Origin of the sequence: Hydrogenophaga sp., from assembly GCF_019264445.1 — a bacterium.
Classification (GTDB): domain Bacteria; phylum Pseudomonadota; class Gammaproteobacteria; order Burkholderiales; family Burkholderiaceae_C; genus Hydrogenophaga.
In genome coordinates this window covers 1-14,474 of record NZ_JAHVAB010000051.1, presented here as the reverse complement: position 1 = coordinate 14,474, position 14,474 = coordinate 1, and the positions used below count along the sequence as shown (strand labels likewise).

Below are 14,474 nucleotides of genomic sequence, written 5' to 3'. Positions count from 1 at the left end.
GCGCGACCTCAGTCGCGCTTCACCTTCGCTGCGCGGCCTTCCAGGAACGCACGCACACGCTCCTTGGCTTCCGGGGCGTTCTGCACGATGGCGGCCATGAGGGCTTCGGTGAAGAAGCCCTGGTCGGCCGGTTGTTCGGCGATGCGCGGCAGGGCGTGCATCAGCGCGTAGTTGGTCAGTGGGGCGTTGGTGGCGATGCGCGTGGCCAGCTCCATGGCTTTTTCCAGCGCCGTGCCTTCGGGCACGAGGTACTGCGCCAGGCCAATGCGCTCGCCTTCTTCGGCCTTGTACACACGGCCGGTGAACATCATGTCGGCCATGCGCGCGGCGCCGATCAGGCGCGGAATGCGCACCGAGCCGCCGCCGCCCACGAAGATGCCGCGCGAGCCTTCGGGCAGCGCGAAAAAGCTGGACGTGTCGGCCACGCGGATGTGGCAGGCGCTGGCCAGCTCCAGGCCGCCGCCCACCACCGCGCCGTGCAGCGCGGCCACCACCGGCACCGGGCCGAGCTGCACGCAGTCCAGCGCGGCGTGCCACATGCGGGAGTGGTGCAGGCCCTGGCCGGCATCGCGCTCCTGCAGTTCGGACAGGTCCAGGCCGGCGCAGAAATGGTCGCCCGAACCGTGAATGACCGCGGCGCGCACGCCCGCGGGCATGCCCTGGAAGATGTCGCGCAGCGCGAGGATCAGGCCGTCGTTGAGCGCGTTGCGTTTGGCCGGGCGCGTGAGCGTGATGACCGCGATTTCGCTGGATTCGCCTTGCAGGCTCAGGCTGATGTCGTTCGAGTGGATGGGCATGAAAGTTCTCGGTGTCGCGGCCCCGGTGCGTCGGGTTTGTGTGCTTGAAGTGAGTCCGCATTATTGTTATAAACAATAACCAAAACAAGCGCACCGGTCGAAAACCGACCCCGTGTTTACCCTAGGTACCGGAGACAGCCATGGACCACAAGAACCTCCTCGCGATCGACATCCACACCCACGCCGAAGTGAGTTGCCGCAACCCGTTTGACAACTACGGCGAGGAGTACGACCGCGCCGCCGACAAGTACTTCGGCAGCAACCGCCGGCCCACCATCGCCGAGACGATTGCCTACTACCGCGAGAGGAAAATCGGGCTGGTGATGTTCACGGTGGACAGCGAGTCCAAGCTGGGTCGCCGGCGCATCCCGAACGAAGAGATCGCGCAGGCCGCGCGCGAGAACAGCGACATGATGATTGCCTTCGCCAGCATCGACCCGCACAAGGGCAAGATGGGCGCGCGCGAAGCCGAGCGCCTGATTGCAGAGGAGGGCGTCAAGGGCTTCAAGTTCCACCCCACGGTGCAGGGCTACCACCCCTACGACAAGATGGCCTGGCCCATCTATGAAGTGATCAACGCGCACAAGCTGCCCGCGATCTTTCACACCGGGCACAGCGGCATCGGCTCGGGCATGCGCTGCGGCGGCGGCCTGCGGCTGGAGTACAGCAACCCCATGCACCTGGACGACGTGGCGATCGATTTCCCCGACATGCAGATCGTCATGGCCCACCCCAGCTTTCCCTGGCAGGATGAGGCGCTGAGCGTGGCCACGCACAAGCCCAACGTGTGGATCGACCTGAGCGGCTGGAGCCCGAAGTATTTCCCCAAGCAGTTGGTGCAGTACGCCAACACGCTGCTCAAGGACCGCGTGCTGTTTGGCAGCGACTACCCGCTGATCACGCCCGAGCGCTGGATGAAGGACTTCGAGGTCGCCGGCTTCAAGCCCGAGGTGATGCCCGGCATCCTGAAAGGCAATGCGGTGCGCCTGCTCGGTCTGGACGCCTGAGGCGCCCGCCATGCAGCCCTTTGCCACGCTGGCCGACATCGAGCGGCTGGAACGCACGCCACTGGCGCAGGCCGCACCGCACCGCAGCCCCTATGCGCTGATCCGCGCGGCGGCCCAGCGCTTTCCCGGGCGCGAGGCCTTCACCTTTCTGCCCGACGCCGCGCTGGACACGCCGCCGGTGCGCACCACCTACGCCGCGCTGCTCGGCCAGATGCACCGGGCGGCCAACCTGTTTCGCGCACTGGGCGTCGGGCCCGACGATGCGGTGGCGCTGCTCGCACCCAACACGCCCGAGGCGCATGCGGTGCTGTGGGGCGCGCAGCTGGCCGGGCGCGTGTGCCCCATCAACTACCTGCTGCAGCCCGAACACATCGCCGCCTTGCTCAAGGCCGCCAACGCGCGCGTGCTGGTGGCCCTCGGCCCCAACAGCGAGCTGGCCGTGTGGCCGGTGGCCGAGCAGGTGGTGCGCCACCACGAGGTGCCGCTGCTGCAGTTGTGCGTGGGGCCGGGCGACGGCCCGCAGGCGGTGCCGGTGCTGCAGGAGCTGCTGGCCACACAGCCCGATGTGCTCACCTTCGAGCCCGACCTGAACCCCGACCGCGTGGTGGCGCTGTTCCACACCGGCGGCACCACGGGCGCGCCCAAGCTGGCGCAGCACACACAAGGCAACGAGGCGCACACCGCGTGGTTTGCGCACGCGTATTACGACGTGGACGAGCACGCGGTGGAGATCAACGGTTTTCCGCTCTTCCATGTGGCCGGCGCTTTTGTGTACGGCCTGGCGCTGCTGGCCGTGGGCGCGCGCCAGGTGCTGCCCACGCTCAGCGGCATGCGCAACGCGGGCTTCGTGCAGCGCTACTGGCGCTTCTGCGAACGCGAGGGCGTGACGCACCTGGCCTGCGTGCCCACGGTGCTGGCCAGCGTGATGGGCGTGCCGGTGGACGCGAACATCGCCTCGGTGCGCGCGGCCTACACCGGTGGTTCGCCCCTGCCCTCCGAACTGGCGCAGCGCTTTGAAGCGGCCACCGGCATTCCCGTGCGCAACATCCTGGGCATGACCGAATGCGCGGGCCTGGTGAGCATCGAGCCCTTGCGCGGTCCCCGCACACCCGGATCGGCCGGCCTGCGCCTGCCCTACACCGAGGTGCACGCCGTGCCCTGGCGCGATGCCGAGGCGAAGCTGGAAGAACGCTGCGCCGCAGGCGAGACCGGCGTGCTGGTGCTGCGCGGCCCGCACGTGAGCCCGGGCTACACCGATGCCGCACGCAACGCCGGCCTGTTCGAACAAGGCTGGATCGTCAGCGGCGACCTGGGCCACCTCGATGACGCGGGCCGCATCCACATCACCGGCCGCGCCAAGGACGTGATCATTCGCGGCTCGCACAACATCGACCCCGGCCTGGTGGAAGACGCCTTCCTCGCGCACCCCGACGTGGCCTTGTGCGCCGTGGTGGCCGAACCCGACGCTTACGCGGGCGAAGTGCCCGTGGCCTTCGTGACGCTCAAGCCCGGCGCGACACTCGGCGCCGATGCGTTGCTGGCTGCCGTGGCGCCGCAGGTGTACGAGCGCCCCGCGGTCCCCAAGCGCGTGGTGCTGCTGGAGGCCTTGCCCATGACCGCCATCGGCAAGGTGTTCAAGCCCGAGCTGCGCTTGCGCGCCATCGAGATCAAGCTGACCGAATGCCTGCGCGAGTGGGCGCCGGGCGTGGCTGCGCGCGTGCAGGCGCTGGAGCAGGGTGGGCGGCAGACTGCCGTGATCACGGTGGCCGGCCCGCCAGACGGCGCGTTGCGCGAACGCCTGCAGCAGGGCCTGGCCGCCATGGCGGTGCAGACCGAACTGCGGTTTGAGTGAAAGGCGGCGGCCTTACCAGCCGCCGCGCGTGAGCCAGCGCTCCAGCTGGTCGAGCTTGTCCACGCCCCAGAACATTTCGCCGTCCACCACCACGGTGGGCGAGCCGAACACACCGGCCTTGAGCGAGGCATCGACCATGGCGCGCAGCAGCGCGGCCGCTTCTTCGCCCGCCGCAGCGTCGGCCACGGCATCGGCCGACAGGCCTGGGGGCAGCGCGAGGCCGCGCAGCGCCTCAGGCTTTGACAAGTCCTGGCCTTCGCCCCAGTAGGCGCGGTAGATGGCGTGGGCCAGCGCCGCGGCGTGTGTGGGGTGGTGCTGCTTGACCCAGGCGAACGCGCGCGCGCAGGGCAGCGGGTTCATCGCGGCGTCGCTCGGTTTGCGCGCCATCACCAGGCCGTGCTCGCGGGCGTAGCGTTGCACGTCGTGCTCGGTGTAGGGGCCTTTGAGCGGGGTGTCCAGCAAGGGCTTGAGGCCCATCACCTTCATCACCGACACACCGAGCAGCATGGCGTGCCAGTTCACTGTGCGCCCGTGCCGCGCGGCCAGGGCTTCGATGCGCAGCGAAGCGAAGTAGCCAAACGGCGAGATGAAGTCGAAGTGGAAATCGAGCGGGCGGTTCATGCGCGCATGGTACCCACGCACCGCGTGCCGATCGCGTCGGGCGGCGGGAGTTTCATATCAACACGGCATAGCTGCAAGTCGTGAAACGGGCTGGTGTATGTGGGGCGATGCCGGCACAGTGCGGGCCTTGTGTCTGACGTGGCACATGTCCTGGCATGCCCCAGCGGGCCCGCCCTTCGCTTCGCATTTCCCTTTCCCCTCACGACAGGAGCTTCTCCATGACCTTCCTTCGACGCCGCAACGCCATCGTGGCCATGGCTGCCCTGGGCGCCGCCACCCTGACGGGCAGCGCCCTGGCCCAGCAGACCGTCACGCTGCGCCTGCACCAGTTCCTGCCTCCCACCGCCACCATTCCCGCGCGCGCCATCGTGCCCTGGGCCAAGAAGGTCGAGACGGAATCGGGTGGCCGCATCAAGGTCCAGCTGTTCCACGCCATGGCCATGGGTGGCTCGCCACCGCAGCTCTTTGACCAGGCCCGTGACGGCGTGGTGGACATCACCTGGACGGTGCTGGGCTACACCCCGGGCCGCTTCAACAAGGCCGAGGTGTTCGAGCTGCCGTTCATGAGCGGCCCGGCCGAGCCGGCGTCGCGCGCTTTCCATGAGTTCGTGGAGAAGAACGCCGCCGACGAATTCCGTGAGGTCAAGCTGCTGGCCGCGCACACGCACGGCCCGGGGCTCTTCCACAGCAAATTCCCGATCACGGGCCTGGACAGCCTCAAGGGCAAGAAGGTGCGCGGCGGTTCGCGCGTGATCAACAACATGTTGCTCAAGCTGGGCGCCACGCCCGTGGGCATGCCGGTGCCCGCCGTGACCGAGGCGCTGACCAAGGGCGTGCTCGATGCCACCACCATCCCGTGGGAAGTGACGCCGTCGCTCAAGATCGCCGAGCTGGTGAAGAACCACACCACCTTCTCGGGCAGCACGGGCCTGTTCACGCAGACGTTTGCGCTGGTGATGAACCGCAACAGCTACGAGAAGCTGCCAGCCGACCTGAAGAAGGTGATCGACGCGAACTCGGGCGTGGACACCGCCGCCTTCTTCGGCCGCGCCATGGACGAGGGCGACAAGGTGGGCCTGGAGGTGGCGAAGAAGGCGGGCAACAGCATCGTCACGCTCGACGCCGCCGAAACCCGCCGCTGGCAGACCACCGCGGCGGCGGTGGAGGCGGACTGGGTCAAGGAAATGCAGGGCAAGAACCTGGACGGCGCCAAGCTGGTGGCCGAAGCCCGCGCCGCGATTGCCAAGCACAGCAAGTAAAGCAACCGGCCACCGCGAGCGAGGTGCTCGAATCGAGAAGCACCGCGGAACCGGCTTTGCCGGGCCGCAGGTGCTGCCCCCTTGAGGTGGTCGCGCGAAGCGCGGCGGGGGTGGCTTGTGCTTAACCCCAGACTTCCTGCGCGGTTTCGACCACCAGCGCCAGCTTGCGGCGCTGGTCTTCCACGGCAATGTTGTTGCCGTGCACGGTGGATGAGAAACCGCATTGGGGCGAGAGGCACATCTGATCGAGGGGCGCGTATTTCGCGGCCTCGTCGATGCGGCGCTTGAGCGCGTCCTTGCTCTCCAGCTGCCCGAACTTGGTGGTCACCAGGCCCAGCACCACGATCTTGTCTTTCGAGAGGAAGCGCAGCGGGCGGAAGTCGCCCGAGCGGTCGTCGTCGTATTCCAGGAAGAAGGCGTCCAGCTTCATTTCAGACAGCAGCGCCTCGGCCACCGGCTCGTAGTTGCCGGCGGCGGCGTGCGTGCTCTTGAAGTTGCCGCGGCACAGGTGCATGGCCAGTGTCATGCCCTTGGGCTTGTGCGCCACCACCTTGTTGATGAAGGTCGCGTAGCGGTGCGGCAGCTCGTTGGGGTCGTCACCGCGCTGGCGGGCGGCTTCGCGCATGCGCTCGTCGCACAGGTAGGCCATGTTGGTGTCGTCCATCTGCACGTAGGTGCAGCCGGCATCGGCCAGGCTCTGCAGCTCTTCGCCATAGGCCTTGGCCACGTCGTCGTAGAACACCGGGTCGAGCTCGGGGTAGGCCTCCTTGCTGATGCCGGCGCGCCCGCCGCGAAAGTGCAGCATGGTGGGCGAGGGAATCGTCACCTTGGGCGTGACGGCCTTCAGGCCCAGGGCGGCCACCTGCGCCTTGAGGTATTCAAAGTCGGCGAGCTGGACGTTTTTGGCGTGGCGCACCTTGTCGATCACGCGGATCACGGGCGGCGCCAGTTCTTCCGTGCCATCGGGTTTGCGGATGGTCACCGGGATGTCGGTCTTCACCCCGCCGAGCTGCTCCAGGAAATCGATGTGGAAGTACGTGCGGCGGAACTCGCCGTCGGTGATCGACTGCAGGCCCACATCGGCCTGGAACTTCACGATCTCGGTGATGGCGCGGTCCTCCACCTCGCGCAGCTGCGCGGGCGTGATCTCGCCTTTGGCTTTTTTCTCGCGCGCTTCGAGCAGGTAGGCCGGGCGCAGAAAGCTGCCGACGTGGTCGGCGCGAAACGGGGCATGGGAGCGCAGGGTCATGGAAATCGTCCTGTGTGGGAGGGGCCAGACAACGGGTGAAGGCGCACTGTGCCAGCCTTCATTGCATACATAAACCTATGGAAAACCCCGAGCAGGCGCCAAATCTCTTGAAAATCCGGTGGTTCTGTATACATTGCAGACCCCATGAGCCTGCATGCTGTCCACCCCACCCCTCCGCTGGATGCCGCGCGCACCGACGCGGGCGGTGCCACCGAAAGCGCCCAGGTGCGCGCGTTGCTGCAGCTACGTGAACTCATCCTCTCGGGCGAGCTGCCCGGTGGCTCGCGCATTGCCGAGCTGGCCATCGTCGAGCGCCTGGGGGTGTCGCGCACGCCGATCCGCGCCGCGCTCATGCGCCTGGAGCAGGAGGGCTTGCTGGAGGCCTTGCCCAACGGCGGCTACGTGGTGCAGACCTTTTCCGAGCGCGACGTGGCCGATGCCATCGAGCTGCGCGGCACGCTCGAAGGCCTGCTCGCGCGGCTGGCGGCCGAGCGCGGCGCACCGGCGGCGGCGCTGGCGCGGGCGCGCGCCTGCCTCGAACACATCGACGCGGTGCTGGCCGCACCGGCGCTCAACGACGAAGGCTTTTCCGCCTACGTCGCACGCAACATCGAATTTCACACCCTGCTGTGGTCGATGGCGGACAGCCCGACCACCGTGCGCCAGCTCGAGCGCGTGCTCAGCCTTCCTTTTGCGTCCCCGTCGGGCTTCGTGGTCATGCAGGCGCACTCGCAGCGCGCGCGCGACATGCTGGTGGTGGCGCAGGACCAGCACCGCCAGGTGCTCGACGCCATCGAGCAGCGCGAGGGCGCACGGGCCGAGGCCATCATGCGCGAGCACTCCCGCTTGGCCCAGCGCAACCTGCGCGAGGTGCTGGCCGGCCACGCCACCGTGCATGCGCCCGCGTCCATGCCGGCCATCAAGCTGATTCGACGGGGTGGCGCATGACCGGTTGCGCCGCAGGTTTCATAGAAAAACGGCATATCTGAAAGTCGGTTATCTGGCTGGCAGAGATGCCGGTTGACATGCACAGTGTGGGCAAGAGGTTCTTCAAGCCTGCCGGATCCGGAGTGCGCCCACACGCTCCCGGCCCGGCAACACAGGAACTGGAGACATACATGACATTCATCCCACGCCGCACCGCACTGATGGCCCTGGGCGCCATGGCTGCCGCATCGATGGCCGGCCAGGCCCTGGCGCAGCAGCAGGTCACCCTGCGCCTGCACCAGATGCTGCCGCCCCAGGCGACCATTCCTGCCCGCGCGCTCGTGCCCTGGGCACAAAAGGTGGAGGCCGAGTCGGGCGGCAGGATCAAGGTGCAGCTGTTCAATGCCATGGCCCTGGGCGGCGCGCCGCCGCAGCTGTTTGACCAGGCCCGCGACGGCGTGGTGGACCTGACCTGGACGGTGCTGGGCTACACCCCCGGGCGCTTCAACAAGTCGGAAGTGTTCGAGCTGCCGTTCATGAGCGGTTCGGCCGAAGAGTCTTCGCGCGCTTTCCAGGAGTACGTGGAGAAGTTCGCTGCCGACGAATTCCGCGAGGTCAAGCTGATCGCGGTGCACACCCACGGCCCTGGCCTGTTCCACACCAAGACACCGGTGACGGGCCTTGAAAGCCTGCGCGGCATGAAGGTGCGCGGCGGCTCGCGCGTGATCAACAACATGCTCACCAAGCTCGGCGCGACCCCGGTGGGCATGCCGGTGCCGGCCGTGACCGACGCGCTCTCCAAGGGCACGATCGATGGCACCACCATTCCCTGGGAAGTGACACCTTCGCTCAAGGTCACCGAGCTGGTGAAGAACCACACCACTTTTGCGGGCAAGCAGGGCCTGTACACCCAGACGTTTGCGTTCTCCATGAACCGCTCCAGCTACGACAAGCTGCCGGCCGACCTCAAGGCCGTGATCGACAAGAACTCCGGCATCGAGACGGCGGCGCTGTTTGGCCGTGCCATGGACGAAGGCGACAAGGTCGGGCGCGAGATCGCCGAGAAGGCCAAGAACAACATCGTGGCGCTGGACATCGCCGAGACGCAGCGCTGGAGGCGCACCGCCGCCACGGTGGAAACCGACTGGATCAACGAGATGAAGGGCAAGAACATTGACGGGACCAAACTCCTGTCGGAAGCGCGGGCGTTGATCGCGAAGTACCAGCGATAATCCCGCACCCCTGAAGGGCCGCCCCAAAGGCTGCGCTTCGACTGAGTGACCGATTCGCTTTCGCCGCGTCCGGCGGGAGCGGATTGGTTGTTTTTTTTCGAAGGTGACAAGTTGAAATTGCTGTCTGTGTTGGCCAGGGCGTGTGCGATCCTGGCCGGTGTCCTTCTCACCGTGATCACGCTGATCACCTGCGTGAGCCTCATTGGTCGAAACACCATTGGCGTCACGCTTGTGGGTGACTACGAACTGACGGCCGTGACGGCGGGTGCGGCCATCGCGCTCTTCATGCCGTGGTGCCAGCTCAAGCGCGAAAACATCATCGTCGACTTCTTCACCGCCAAGGTCTCCTCTGGCGGCATTGCCATGCTTGACCGCTTTGGCAGCCTGATGCTGGGCCTGCTGATGTTTGCGCTGGCGTGGCGCACGGCCATTGGCGGCATGAGCGCCTATGCCTCCCAGACCACGACGATGATGCTCGGCTTCCCCGAGTGGATCACGTACTGGCTGATGGTGCCGCCGTTCGCATTGACCGGTGTGATCGCCCTGTATCAGGTGTTCTTTGGCAATTTTTCGGAGCAGGGCGAATGAGTTCTTTGAGTCTGGCGGGGATGATCTTCGCAACCATGCTGGTCCTGATGGCGGTGCGCGTGCCCATCGCGGTGGCGATGTTTGCCGCGGGCACCTTCGGCTACATCTACCAGGTGGGTCTGCCCCCGTTTCTGAACAACCTCAACGGCCTGGCGTTTGCGCGCTTCGCCAGCTACGACCTGTCGGTGATTCCGCTGTTCATCCTGATGGGCAACTTCGCCACGCAGGGCGGCATTTCCAAGGCGCTGTTCCAGTTCGCCAGCGTGGTCATGGGCCGCTTCAAGGGCGGGCTGGCCATGGCCGCCGTGCTGGCCAGCGCGGGCTTTGGCGCCATCTGCGGTTCTTCGGTGGCCACGGCCGCCACCATCACCTCGGTGGCCTTGCCTGAAATGAAGCGCCACGGCTACTCGGGGCGCCTGGCCACCGGCACGCTGGCCGCAGGCGGCACGCTGGGCATCCTGATCCCGCCTTCGGTACCGCTGGTGATCTACGCCATCCTGACCGAGCAGAACATCGCCAAGCTGTTTGCCGCGGCCATGGTGCCCGGCATCATCGCCATGGTCGGCTACATGATCGCGATCGCGACCTATGTGCGCCTCGTGCCCGGCCACGCCCCCGACCACGCCGACCACCCCAAGCTCACCATGGAAGCGCTGATGGGTGTGGCGCCCATCGCGCTCGTGTTCATCATCGTGTTTGGTGGCATCTACGGCGGTCTGTTCACGCCCACCGAGGGCGCTGGCGTGGGTGCTGCCGCGACCTTCATCGCCGCAGTGCTCAAGGGCGAGCTGACCGTCGCCAAGGTCAAGCAGTGCTTCTATTCGACGGCTGCGGCCAGCGCCATGATCTTCATGATCTTCATCGGCGCCGACCTCATGAACTCGGCGCTCGCGCTCACCCAGGTGCCTGCGATGCTGGCCGAGGTGATCAACGGCTGGAGCATTCCGCCGCTGATGGTGGTGTCGGCCATCCTGCTGTTCTATGTGGTGCTGGGTGCCGTGATGGACGAGCTCTCGATGATCCTGCTCACCATCCCGATCTTCTTCCCCGTGATCATGGGCCTGGACTTCGGCATGCCGCCCGAGTCGGTGGCCATCTGGTTCGGCATCATGGTCCTCATGACCGTGGGCTTTGGCCTGCTCGCACCGCCAGTGGGCCTGAACGTCTACGTGGTCAACGGTCTGGCCAAAGACGTGCCGATCGGTGAGAGCTACAAAGGTGTGATGCCTTTCCTCGCCAGCGACGTGGTGCGCACGTTGCTGCTCCTGTTCTTCCCGCCCATTTCCTTGTGGCTTGTTCAATTCGTGGGGTAACCTGATGACGACTTTCCTGAACCTGCGCCGCCGTGCCGTGCTCGGTGCCACCCTGGCCACGGCAGCCCTGGGCCTGTCCTTGCCCGCTGCGGCACAACCCGCTTTCCCTTCCAAGGGCTTGCGCATCGTCGTGCCGTTTGGCCCGGGTGGCGTCGGTGACCTCACCGCGCGCATCGTGGCCGAGAAGCTGGCCAGCCAGCTGGGCCAGACCGTGGTGATCGACAACCGCCCCGGTGCCGGTGGCGTGGTGGCGGCCGAGTCGGTCGCGCGCGGCGAGCCCGATGGCCACACCATGTTCCTCATGTCCAACGGCACGGCCGTGACCGCCAGCCTGTTCCAGAAGCTGCCCTTCGACACGGTCAAGGACTTCACGCCCGTCTCCACCCTGGGGTACTTCGATATCGCCGTGGTGGTGCCCGCGAACTCGCCGCACAAGACGCTGGGCGAGCTGGTGGCCTTTGCCAAGGCCAACCCCGGCAAGATCAACATCGGCAGCATCAACATCGGCAGCACGCAGCACCTGGCGGCCGAGCTGTTCAAGAGCACCGCCGGCATCGACGCGCAGATCGTTCCGTACAACGGCTCGCCTGCGCTGATCGGCGCCATTCGTGGCCAGCAGGTGGACGTGGCGGTGGAAATCCTTGCGCCGGTGCTCACGCAGATCCAGGGCGGTGCGCTGCGCGCACTGGCCGTGACGGGCGAGAAGCGCTCCATCGTGTTGCCCGATGTGCCCACCGCCGTGGAAGCGGGCGTGAAGGACTACATCGCCTCGTCGTGGAACGCGCTGGCCGTGCCCTCGAAGACCCCGCGCGCTGCGGTCGAGCGCCTGCAGCGCGAGATCGCCACTGCGGTGGCCGACCCTGCCGTGCGCGAGAAGCTGCGTGGCCTGAACATCGATGCACGCTCCAGCACGCCGGAGCAAACGGCTGCGCTGCTCGCCTCGGACATCCGCCGCTGGAGCGGTGTGATCGAGCGGGCGAAGATTCCTAAACAGTAAGCTCCCCCCGCGCCGCTGCGCGGCTCCCCCCTCTCTCGCCTGCGGCGGGAGGGGGGCGCACCCTGGGACCGGCGGAGCCGGATCCTCGGGTGCCCTGGATGGGGTGCCGTGCTCCGGCTGCCTGTTTTCTTTCCTCTTTTCTTTCCCTCCCTTGCTCGACATCCTGGCCATCACCGGGCCGATCTACCTCTGCATTGCCTTGGGCTATGCGGCGGTGCGCTGGCGCGTGTTTTCGCCGGCGGACATGCGGGTGATGGGCAAGTTCGTCATTCAGTTCGCGTTGCCGGCGCTGCTGTTCAACGCGCTGGCCTCGCGGCCGCTGGCCGAGCTGTGGCAGCCGGCGTACCTGCTGGCGTTTGGCGCGGGCTCGGTGGTGTGGCTGCTGGTGAGCCTGTGGCTGGCCCGGCGGGTGCAGGGGCGTGGCGTGGTCGAGAGCGCCTACATGACCATGGGCATGACCTGTGGCAACAGCACCTTCATTGGCTACCCGGTGGTGCTGCTGGCCATCGGGCCGCTGGCGGGTGTGGCGCTGGCGATGAACCTGCTGGTGGAAAACCTCATCAAGCTGCCCTTGCTCATGACCATGGCCGACGTGGGCGCCTCGGGCAAGGCGCACGCCTCCTGGAAGCAGGCCCTGCGCGACACACTGCAGCGCCTGGTGCGCAACCCCATGATCGTGGCCATCGTGCTGGGCTTTGTGGTGGCCTTGCTGGGCTGGCCCATTCCTTCGGTGATCGCGCGCACCGTCAACCTCTTTGGCGCGGCCAGTGGCGGGCTGGCGCTGTTCATCATTGGCGGCACGCTGGTAGGCCTGCAGGTGCGCGGCCTGCGCCGCCAGGTCGCGCAGATCGCCATCGGCAAGCTGCTGGTGCACCCGGCCGCCGTTCTCGCTGCGGTGTTGCTGCTGCCCCTGATCGGGCTGCCCGCGCTCACAGGTGAGCTGCGCGCGGCGGTGGTGCTCTCGGCGGCCATGCCCATGCTGGGCATCTACCCCTTGCTGGCGCAACGCCACGGGTTTGAAGGCTTCACGGCGGCGGCCTTGCTGGCGGCCACGGTGACCTCGTTCTTCTCGCTCAGCGCCATCCTCTGGCTCATGCGCCACAGTGCGGGCTGGCTGGCCTGAGTCAGCGGCGTTTCTGTGCGTCCAGCGTCTGGCGAATCAGGTCCAGCGTGGTCTGCTGTGTGAGCGTGGCGGGGCGCTGCGAGCTCACCGCCAGGCACAGGCGGGTGCGCAGGGGCGGGTCGCTCACGGCGCGCATGCGGTAGGCCGAAGGGCGGATCGAGCTGGACACCGCGTTGCGCGAGAGCAGGGCGGCGCCCGCGCCATCGGCTACCAGATCGAGGATGGCGGAGACGCCGTCAATCTCCAGCGCCACATTGGGCCGGCAGCCGATGTTGGCCATCTCCGCTTCCACGTGCATGCGGATCGCGTTGGGCCGGCTCGGAATCACCAGCGGCATGGGCGCCACCTCGCGCAGCGCAATGGGCGGCGGCGGGGGGTCTTCGGGCAGGCCGGGCGGGCGCGGCTCCACCAGCACGAGTTCTTCTTCCTGCAGCGGGTGGATCTCCAGGTCGGGCGAGGGCTGCGCGTTGTAGAGCACGGCAATGTCCAGCCGGCCCGTGACCAGCGACTCGTGCATCGACATGGACAGGCCTTCGCTGATCGACAGGCTGGCCTGCGGCAGCTGGGCGCGAAAGGCCCGCGTGAGCGGCACCGTGAGCACGCGCGCCAGGCTGGGCGGCAGGCCGATGGCCACGCGCCCGGCGAGCGCGCCACGCACGCGGCCCAGCTCTTCGCGCGCCCGCTCCACCTGGTGCAGGATGCCGCGGCCGTGCGCCAGCAGCAGCTTGCCGGCTTCGGTGGGCGTGGCGCCCCGGCCGTTGCGCACCAGCAGGTTCTGGCGCAGTTCCACTTCGAGCAGGCGCACCTGGCGCGAGAGCGCGGGTTGGGCGACGTTGAGTGCCATGGCTGCGCGCGTGAAGCTGCCGAGTTCGGCCACGCGCACGAAGTATTCGAGTTGTTTCAGGTCCATGTGAGCCGGGGGGGTGGGGCCCCATCATAGTTATGTAATTTTGTTCTAGCTGATAGCCGAGCCTGTGTCTTTTCTCGAGAGGAGGCGAGGCCCACAATGCACAGTCCACCCAAGCGCCCCATGACCACAGAGACAAACCCCACCCTTCGCGGCATTTCGTCCATGGCCACCCGGCAGGTGCTGGCCGATCTGGGCGCAGCGTTTGAGCAGCGCACGGGTTGCCGCGTCGCGATCGAGTCGGTAGGGGGCGTCGATGCCGCCAGGCGCGTGGCCGCCGGCGAGGCCTTTGATGTGGTGATCCTCGCCTCCGACGCCATCGACAGGCTCATCGCCGCCGGGCATCTGCGCGCCGGCAGCCGCGTGGACCTGGTGCGCTCCGGTGTGGCCATTGCGGTGCGCGCGGGCGCTCCCGTGCCCGATGTGAGCTCGGAAGCTGCGCTGCAGCAAGCCGTGCGCAACGCGCGCAGCATCAGCTATTCCACCGGACCCAGCGGCGTGGCGCTGGCCCAGCTCTTCGAGCGCTGGGGCATGGCCGACGAGGTGCGCGGCCGCACCGTGAAGGCGCCGCCCGGCGTGCCCGTGGGCACGCTGGTGGCGCG

Annotated in this window: 14 protein-coding genes; 10 read left to right on the top strand and 4 right to left on the bottom strand. The window is 67.3% G+C overall.

The annotated features are described in order from the left end of the window. Positions 1 to 8: 8 nt before the first annotated feature. Positions 9 to 797 (bottom strand): crotonase/enoyl-CoA hydratase family protein, encoded by a 789-nt coding sequence (locus tag KXJ60_RS09675; protein WP_291126685.1) that lies wholly within the window; start codon positions 795 to 797, stop codon positions 9 to 11. A gap of 140 nt (positions 798 to 937) precedes the next feature. Here KXJ60_RS09675 and KXJ60_RS09670 point away from each other — a divergent pair, with 140 nt between their 5' ends. Further along, a complete protein-coding gene (locus KXJ60_RS09670) occupies positions 938 to 1,804 on the top strand; it encodes an amidohydrolase family protein (protein ID WP_291126683.1) in 867 nt (288 codons plus the stop codon). Positions 1,805 to 1,814: 10 nt separating this feature from the next. Continuing rightward, the gene (locus KXJ60_RS09665; RefSeq protein WP_291126681.1) at positions 1,815 to 3,656 is read left to right on the top strand and encodes an AMP-binding protein; all 1,842 of its coding nucleotides are present in this window, start codon (positions 1,815 to 1,817) and stop codon (positions 3,654 to 3,656) included. Positions 3,657 to 3,668: 12 nt separating this feature from the next. On the opposite strand, the gene KXJ60_RS09660 is transcribed toward KXJ60_RS09665, so the two are convergent. After that, positions 3,669 to 4,277 (bottom strand): 2-hydroxychromene-2-carboxylate isomerase, encoded by a 609-nt coding sequence (locus KXJ60_RS09660; RefSeq protein WP_291126679.1) that lies wholly within the window; start codon positions 4,275 to 4,277, stop codon positions 3,669 to 3,671. Positions 4,278 to 4,495: 218 nt separating this feature from the next. Here KXJ60_RS09660 and KXJ60_RS09655 point away from each other — a divergent pair, with 218 nt between their 5' ends. Then, positions 4,496 to 5,536: a TRAP transporter substrate-binding protein gene (locus KXJ60_RS09655; RefSeq protein WP_291126677.1), complete on the top strand. Its 1,041-nt coding sequence runs from the start codon at positions 4,496 to 4,498 to the stop codon at positions 5,534 to 5,536. A gap of 121 nt (positions 5,537 to 5,657) precedes the next feature. On the opposite strand, the gene KXJ60_RS09650 is transcribed toward KXJ60_RS09655, so the two are convergent. After that, positions 5,658 to 6,785 carry a 5-methyltetrahydropteroyltriglutamate--homocysteine S-methyltransferase gene (locus KXJ60_RS09650; RefSeq protein ID WP_291126675.1) on the bottom strand — a complete coding sequence of 376 codons (1,128 nt, stop codon included), beginning with the start codon at positions 6,783 to 6,785 and terminating at the stop codon, positions 5,658 to 5,660. A gap of 144 nt (positions 6,786 to 6,929) precedes the next feature. On the opposite strand from KXJ60_RS09650, the gene KXJ60_RS09645 reads away from it, so the two are divergent. From KXJ60_RS09645 to KXJ60_RS09620, 6 genes are all read left to right on the top strand, one after another. Continuing rightward, on the top strand, positions 6,930 to 7,733 hold the full coding sequence (locus tag KXJ60_RS09645; RefSeq protein WP_291126673.1) for a GntR family transcriptional regulator: 804 nt from the start codon (positions 6,930 to 6,932) through the stop codon (positions 7,731 to 7,733). A gap of 170 nt (positions 7,734 to 7,903) precedes the next feature. Then, positions 7,904 to 8,944, top strand: a complete 1,041-nt coding sequence (locus KXJ60_RS09640; RefSeq protein WP_291126672.1) for a TRAP transporter substrate-binding protein — start codon at positions 7,904 to 7,906, stop codon at positions 8,942 to 8,944. Positions 8,945 to 9,055: 111 nt separating this feature from the next. Then, positions 9,056 to 9,532 carry a TRAP transporter small permease gene (locus KXJ60_RS09635; protein ID WP_291126670.1) on the top strand — a complete coding sequence of 159 codons (477 nt, stop codon included), beginning with the start codon at positions 9,056 to 9,058 and terminating at the stop codon, positions 9,530 to 9,532. Next, positions 9,529 to 10,845, top strand: coding sequence for a TRAP transporter large permease (locus KXJ60_RS09630; protein WP_291126669.1), 1,317 nt, complete (start codon positions 9,529 to 9,531; stop codon positions 10,843 to 10,845). The genes KXJ60_RS09635 and KXJ60_RS09630 overlap by 4 nt, the downstream gene beginning before the upstream one ends. Positions 10,846 to 10,849: 4 nt before the next feature. Continuing rightward, positions 10,850 to 11,842 carry a tripartite tricarboxylate transporter substrate binding protein gene (locus KXJ60_RS09625; RefSeq protein ID WP_291126668.1) on the top strand — a complete coding sequence of 331 codons (993 nt, stop codon included), beginning with the start codon at positions 10,850 to 10,852 and terminating at the stop codon, positions 11,840 to 11,842. 151 nt (positions 11,843 to 11,993) lie between these two features. Further along, positions 11,994 to 12,965: an AEC family transporter gene (locus tag KXJ60_RS09620; protein ID WP_291126666.1), complete on the top strand. Its 972-nt coding sequence runs from the start codon at positions 11,994 to 11,996 to the stop codon at positions 12,963 to 12,965. Between the two features lies 1 nt (position 12,966). Here the strand turns inward: KXJ60_RS09620 and KXJ60_RS09615 are convergent, their stop codons facing one another. Further along, positions 12,967 to 13,875, bottom strand: a complete 909-nt coding sequence (locus tag KXJ60_RS09615) for a LysR substrate-binding domain-containing protein (RefSeq protein WP_291126665.1) — start codon at positions 13,873 to 13,875, stop codon at positions 12,967 to 12,969. A gap of 120 nt (positions 13,876 to 13,995) precedes the next feature. Between KXJ60_RS09615 and KXJ60_RS09610 the strand changes: the two genes are divergently transcribed. Then, the coding region (locus KXJ60_RS09610; RefSeq protein WP_291126663.1) for a substrate-binding domain-containing protein at positions 13,996 to 14,474 on the top strand (479 nt) is incomplete at its 3' end.

Coding starts and splice junctions, on each gene's coding strand:
- KXJ60_RS09625 (WP_291126668.1), top strand. CDS start 10,850: ATGACGACTTTCCTGAACCTGCGCCGCCGTGCCGTGCTCGGTGCCACC.
- KXJ60_RS09655 (WP_291126677.1), top strand. CDS start 4,496: ATGACCTTCCTTCGACGCCGCAACGCCATCGTGGCCATGGCTGCCCTG.
- KXJ60_RS09630 (WP_291126669.1), top strand. CDS start 9,529: ATGAGTTCTTTGAGTCTGGCGGGGATGATCTTCGCAACCATGCTGGTC.
- KXJ60_RS09665 (WP_291126681.1), top strand. CDS start 1,815: ATGCAGCCCTTTGCCACGCTGGCCGACATCGAGCGGCTGGAACGCACG.
- KXJ60_RS09675 (WP_291126685.1), bottom strand. CDS start 797: ATGCCCATCCACTCGAACGACATCAGCCTGAGCCTGCAAGGCGAATCC.
- KXJ60_RS09615 (WP_291126665.1), bottom strand. CDS start 13,875: ATGGACCTGAAACAACTCGAATACTTCGTGCGCGTGGCCGAACTCGGC.
- KXJ60_RS09660 (WP_291126679.1), bottom strand. CDS start 4,277: ATGAACCGCCCGCTCGATTTCCACTTCGACTTCATCTCGCCGTTTGGC.
- KXJ60_RS09640 (WP_291126672.1), top strand. CDS start 7,904: ATGACATTCATCCCACGCCGCACCGCACTGATGGCCCTGGGCGCCATG.
- KXJ60_RS09645 (WP_291126673.1), top strand. CDS start 6,930: ATGAGCCTGCATGCTGTCCACCCCACCCCTCCGCTGGATGCCGCGCGC.
- KXJ60_RS09670 (WP_291126683.1), top strand. CDS start 938: ATGGACCACAAGAACCTCCTCGCGATCGACATCCACACCCACGCCGAA.
- KXJ60_RS09650 (WP_291126675.1), bottom strand. CDS start 6,785: ATGACCCTGCGCTCCCATGCCCCGTTTCGCGCCGACCACGTCGGCAGC.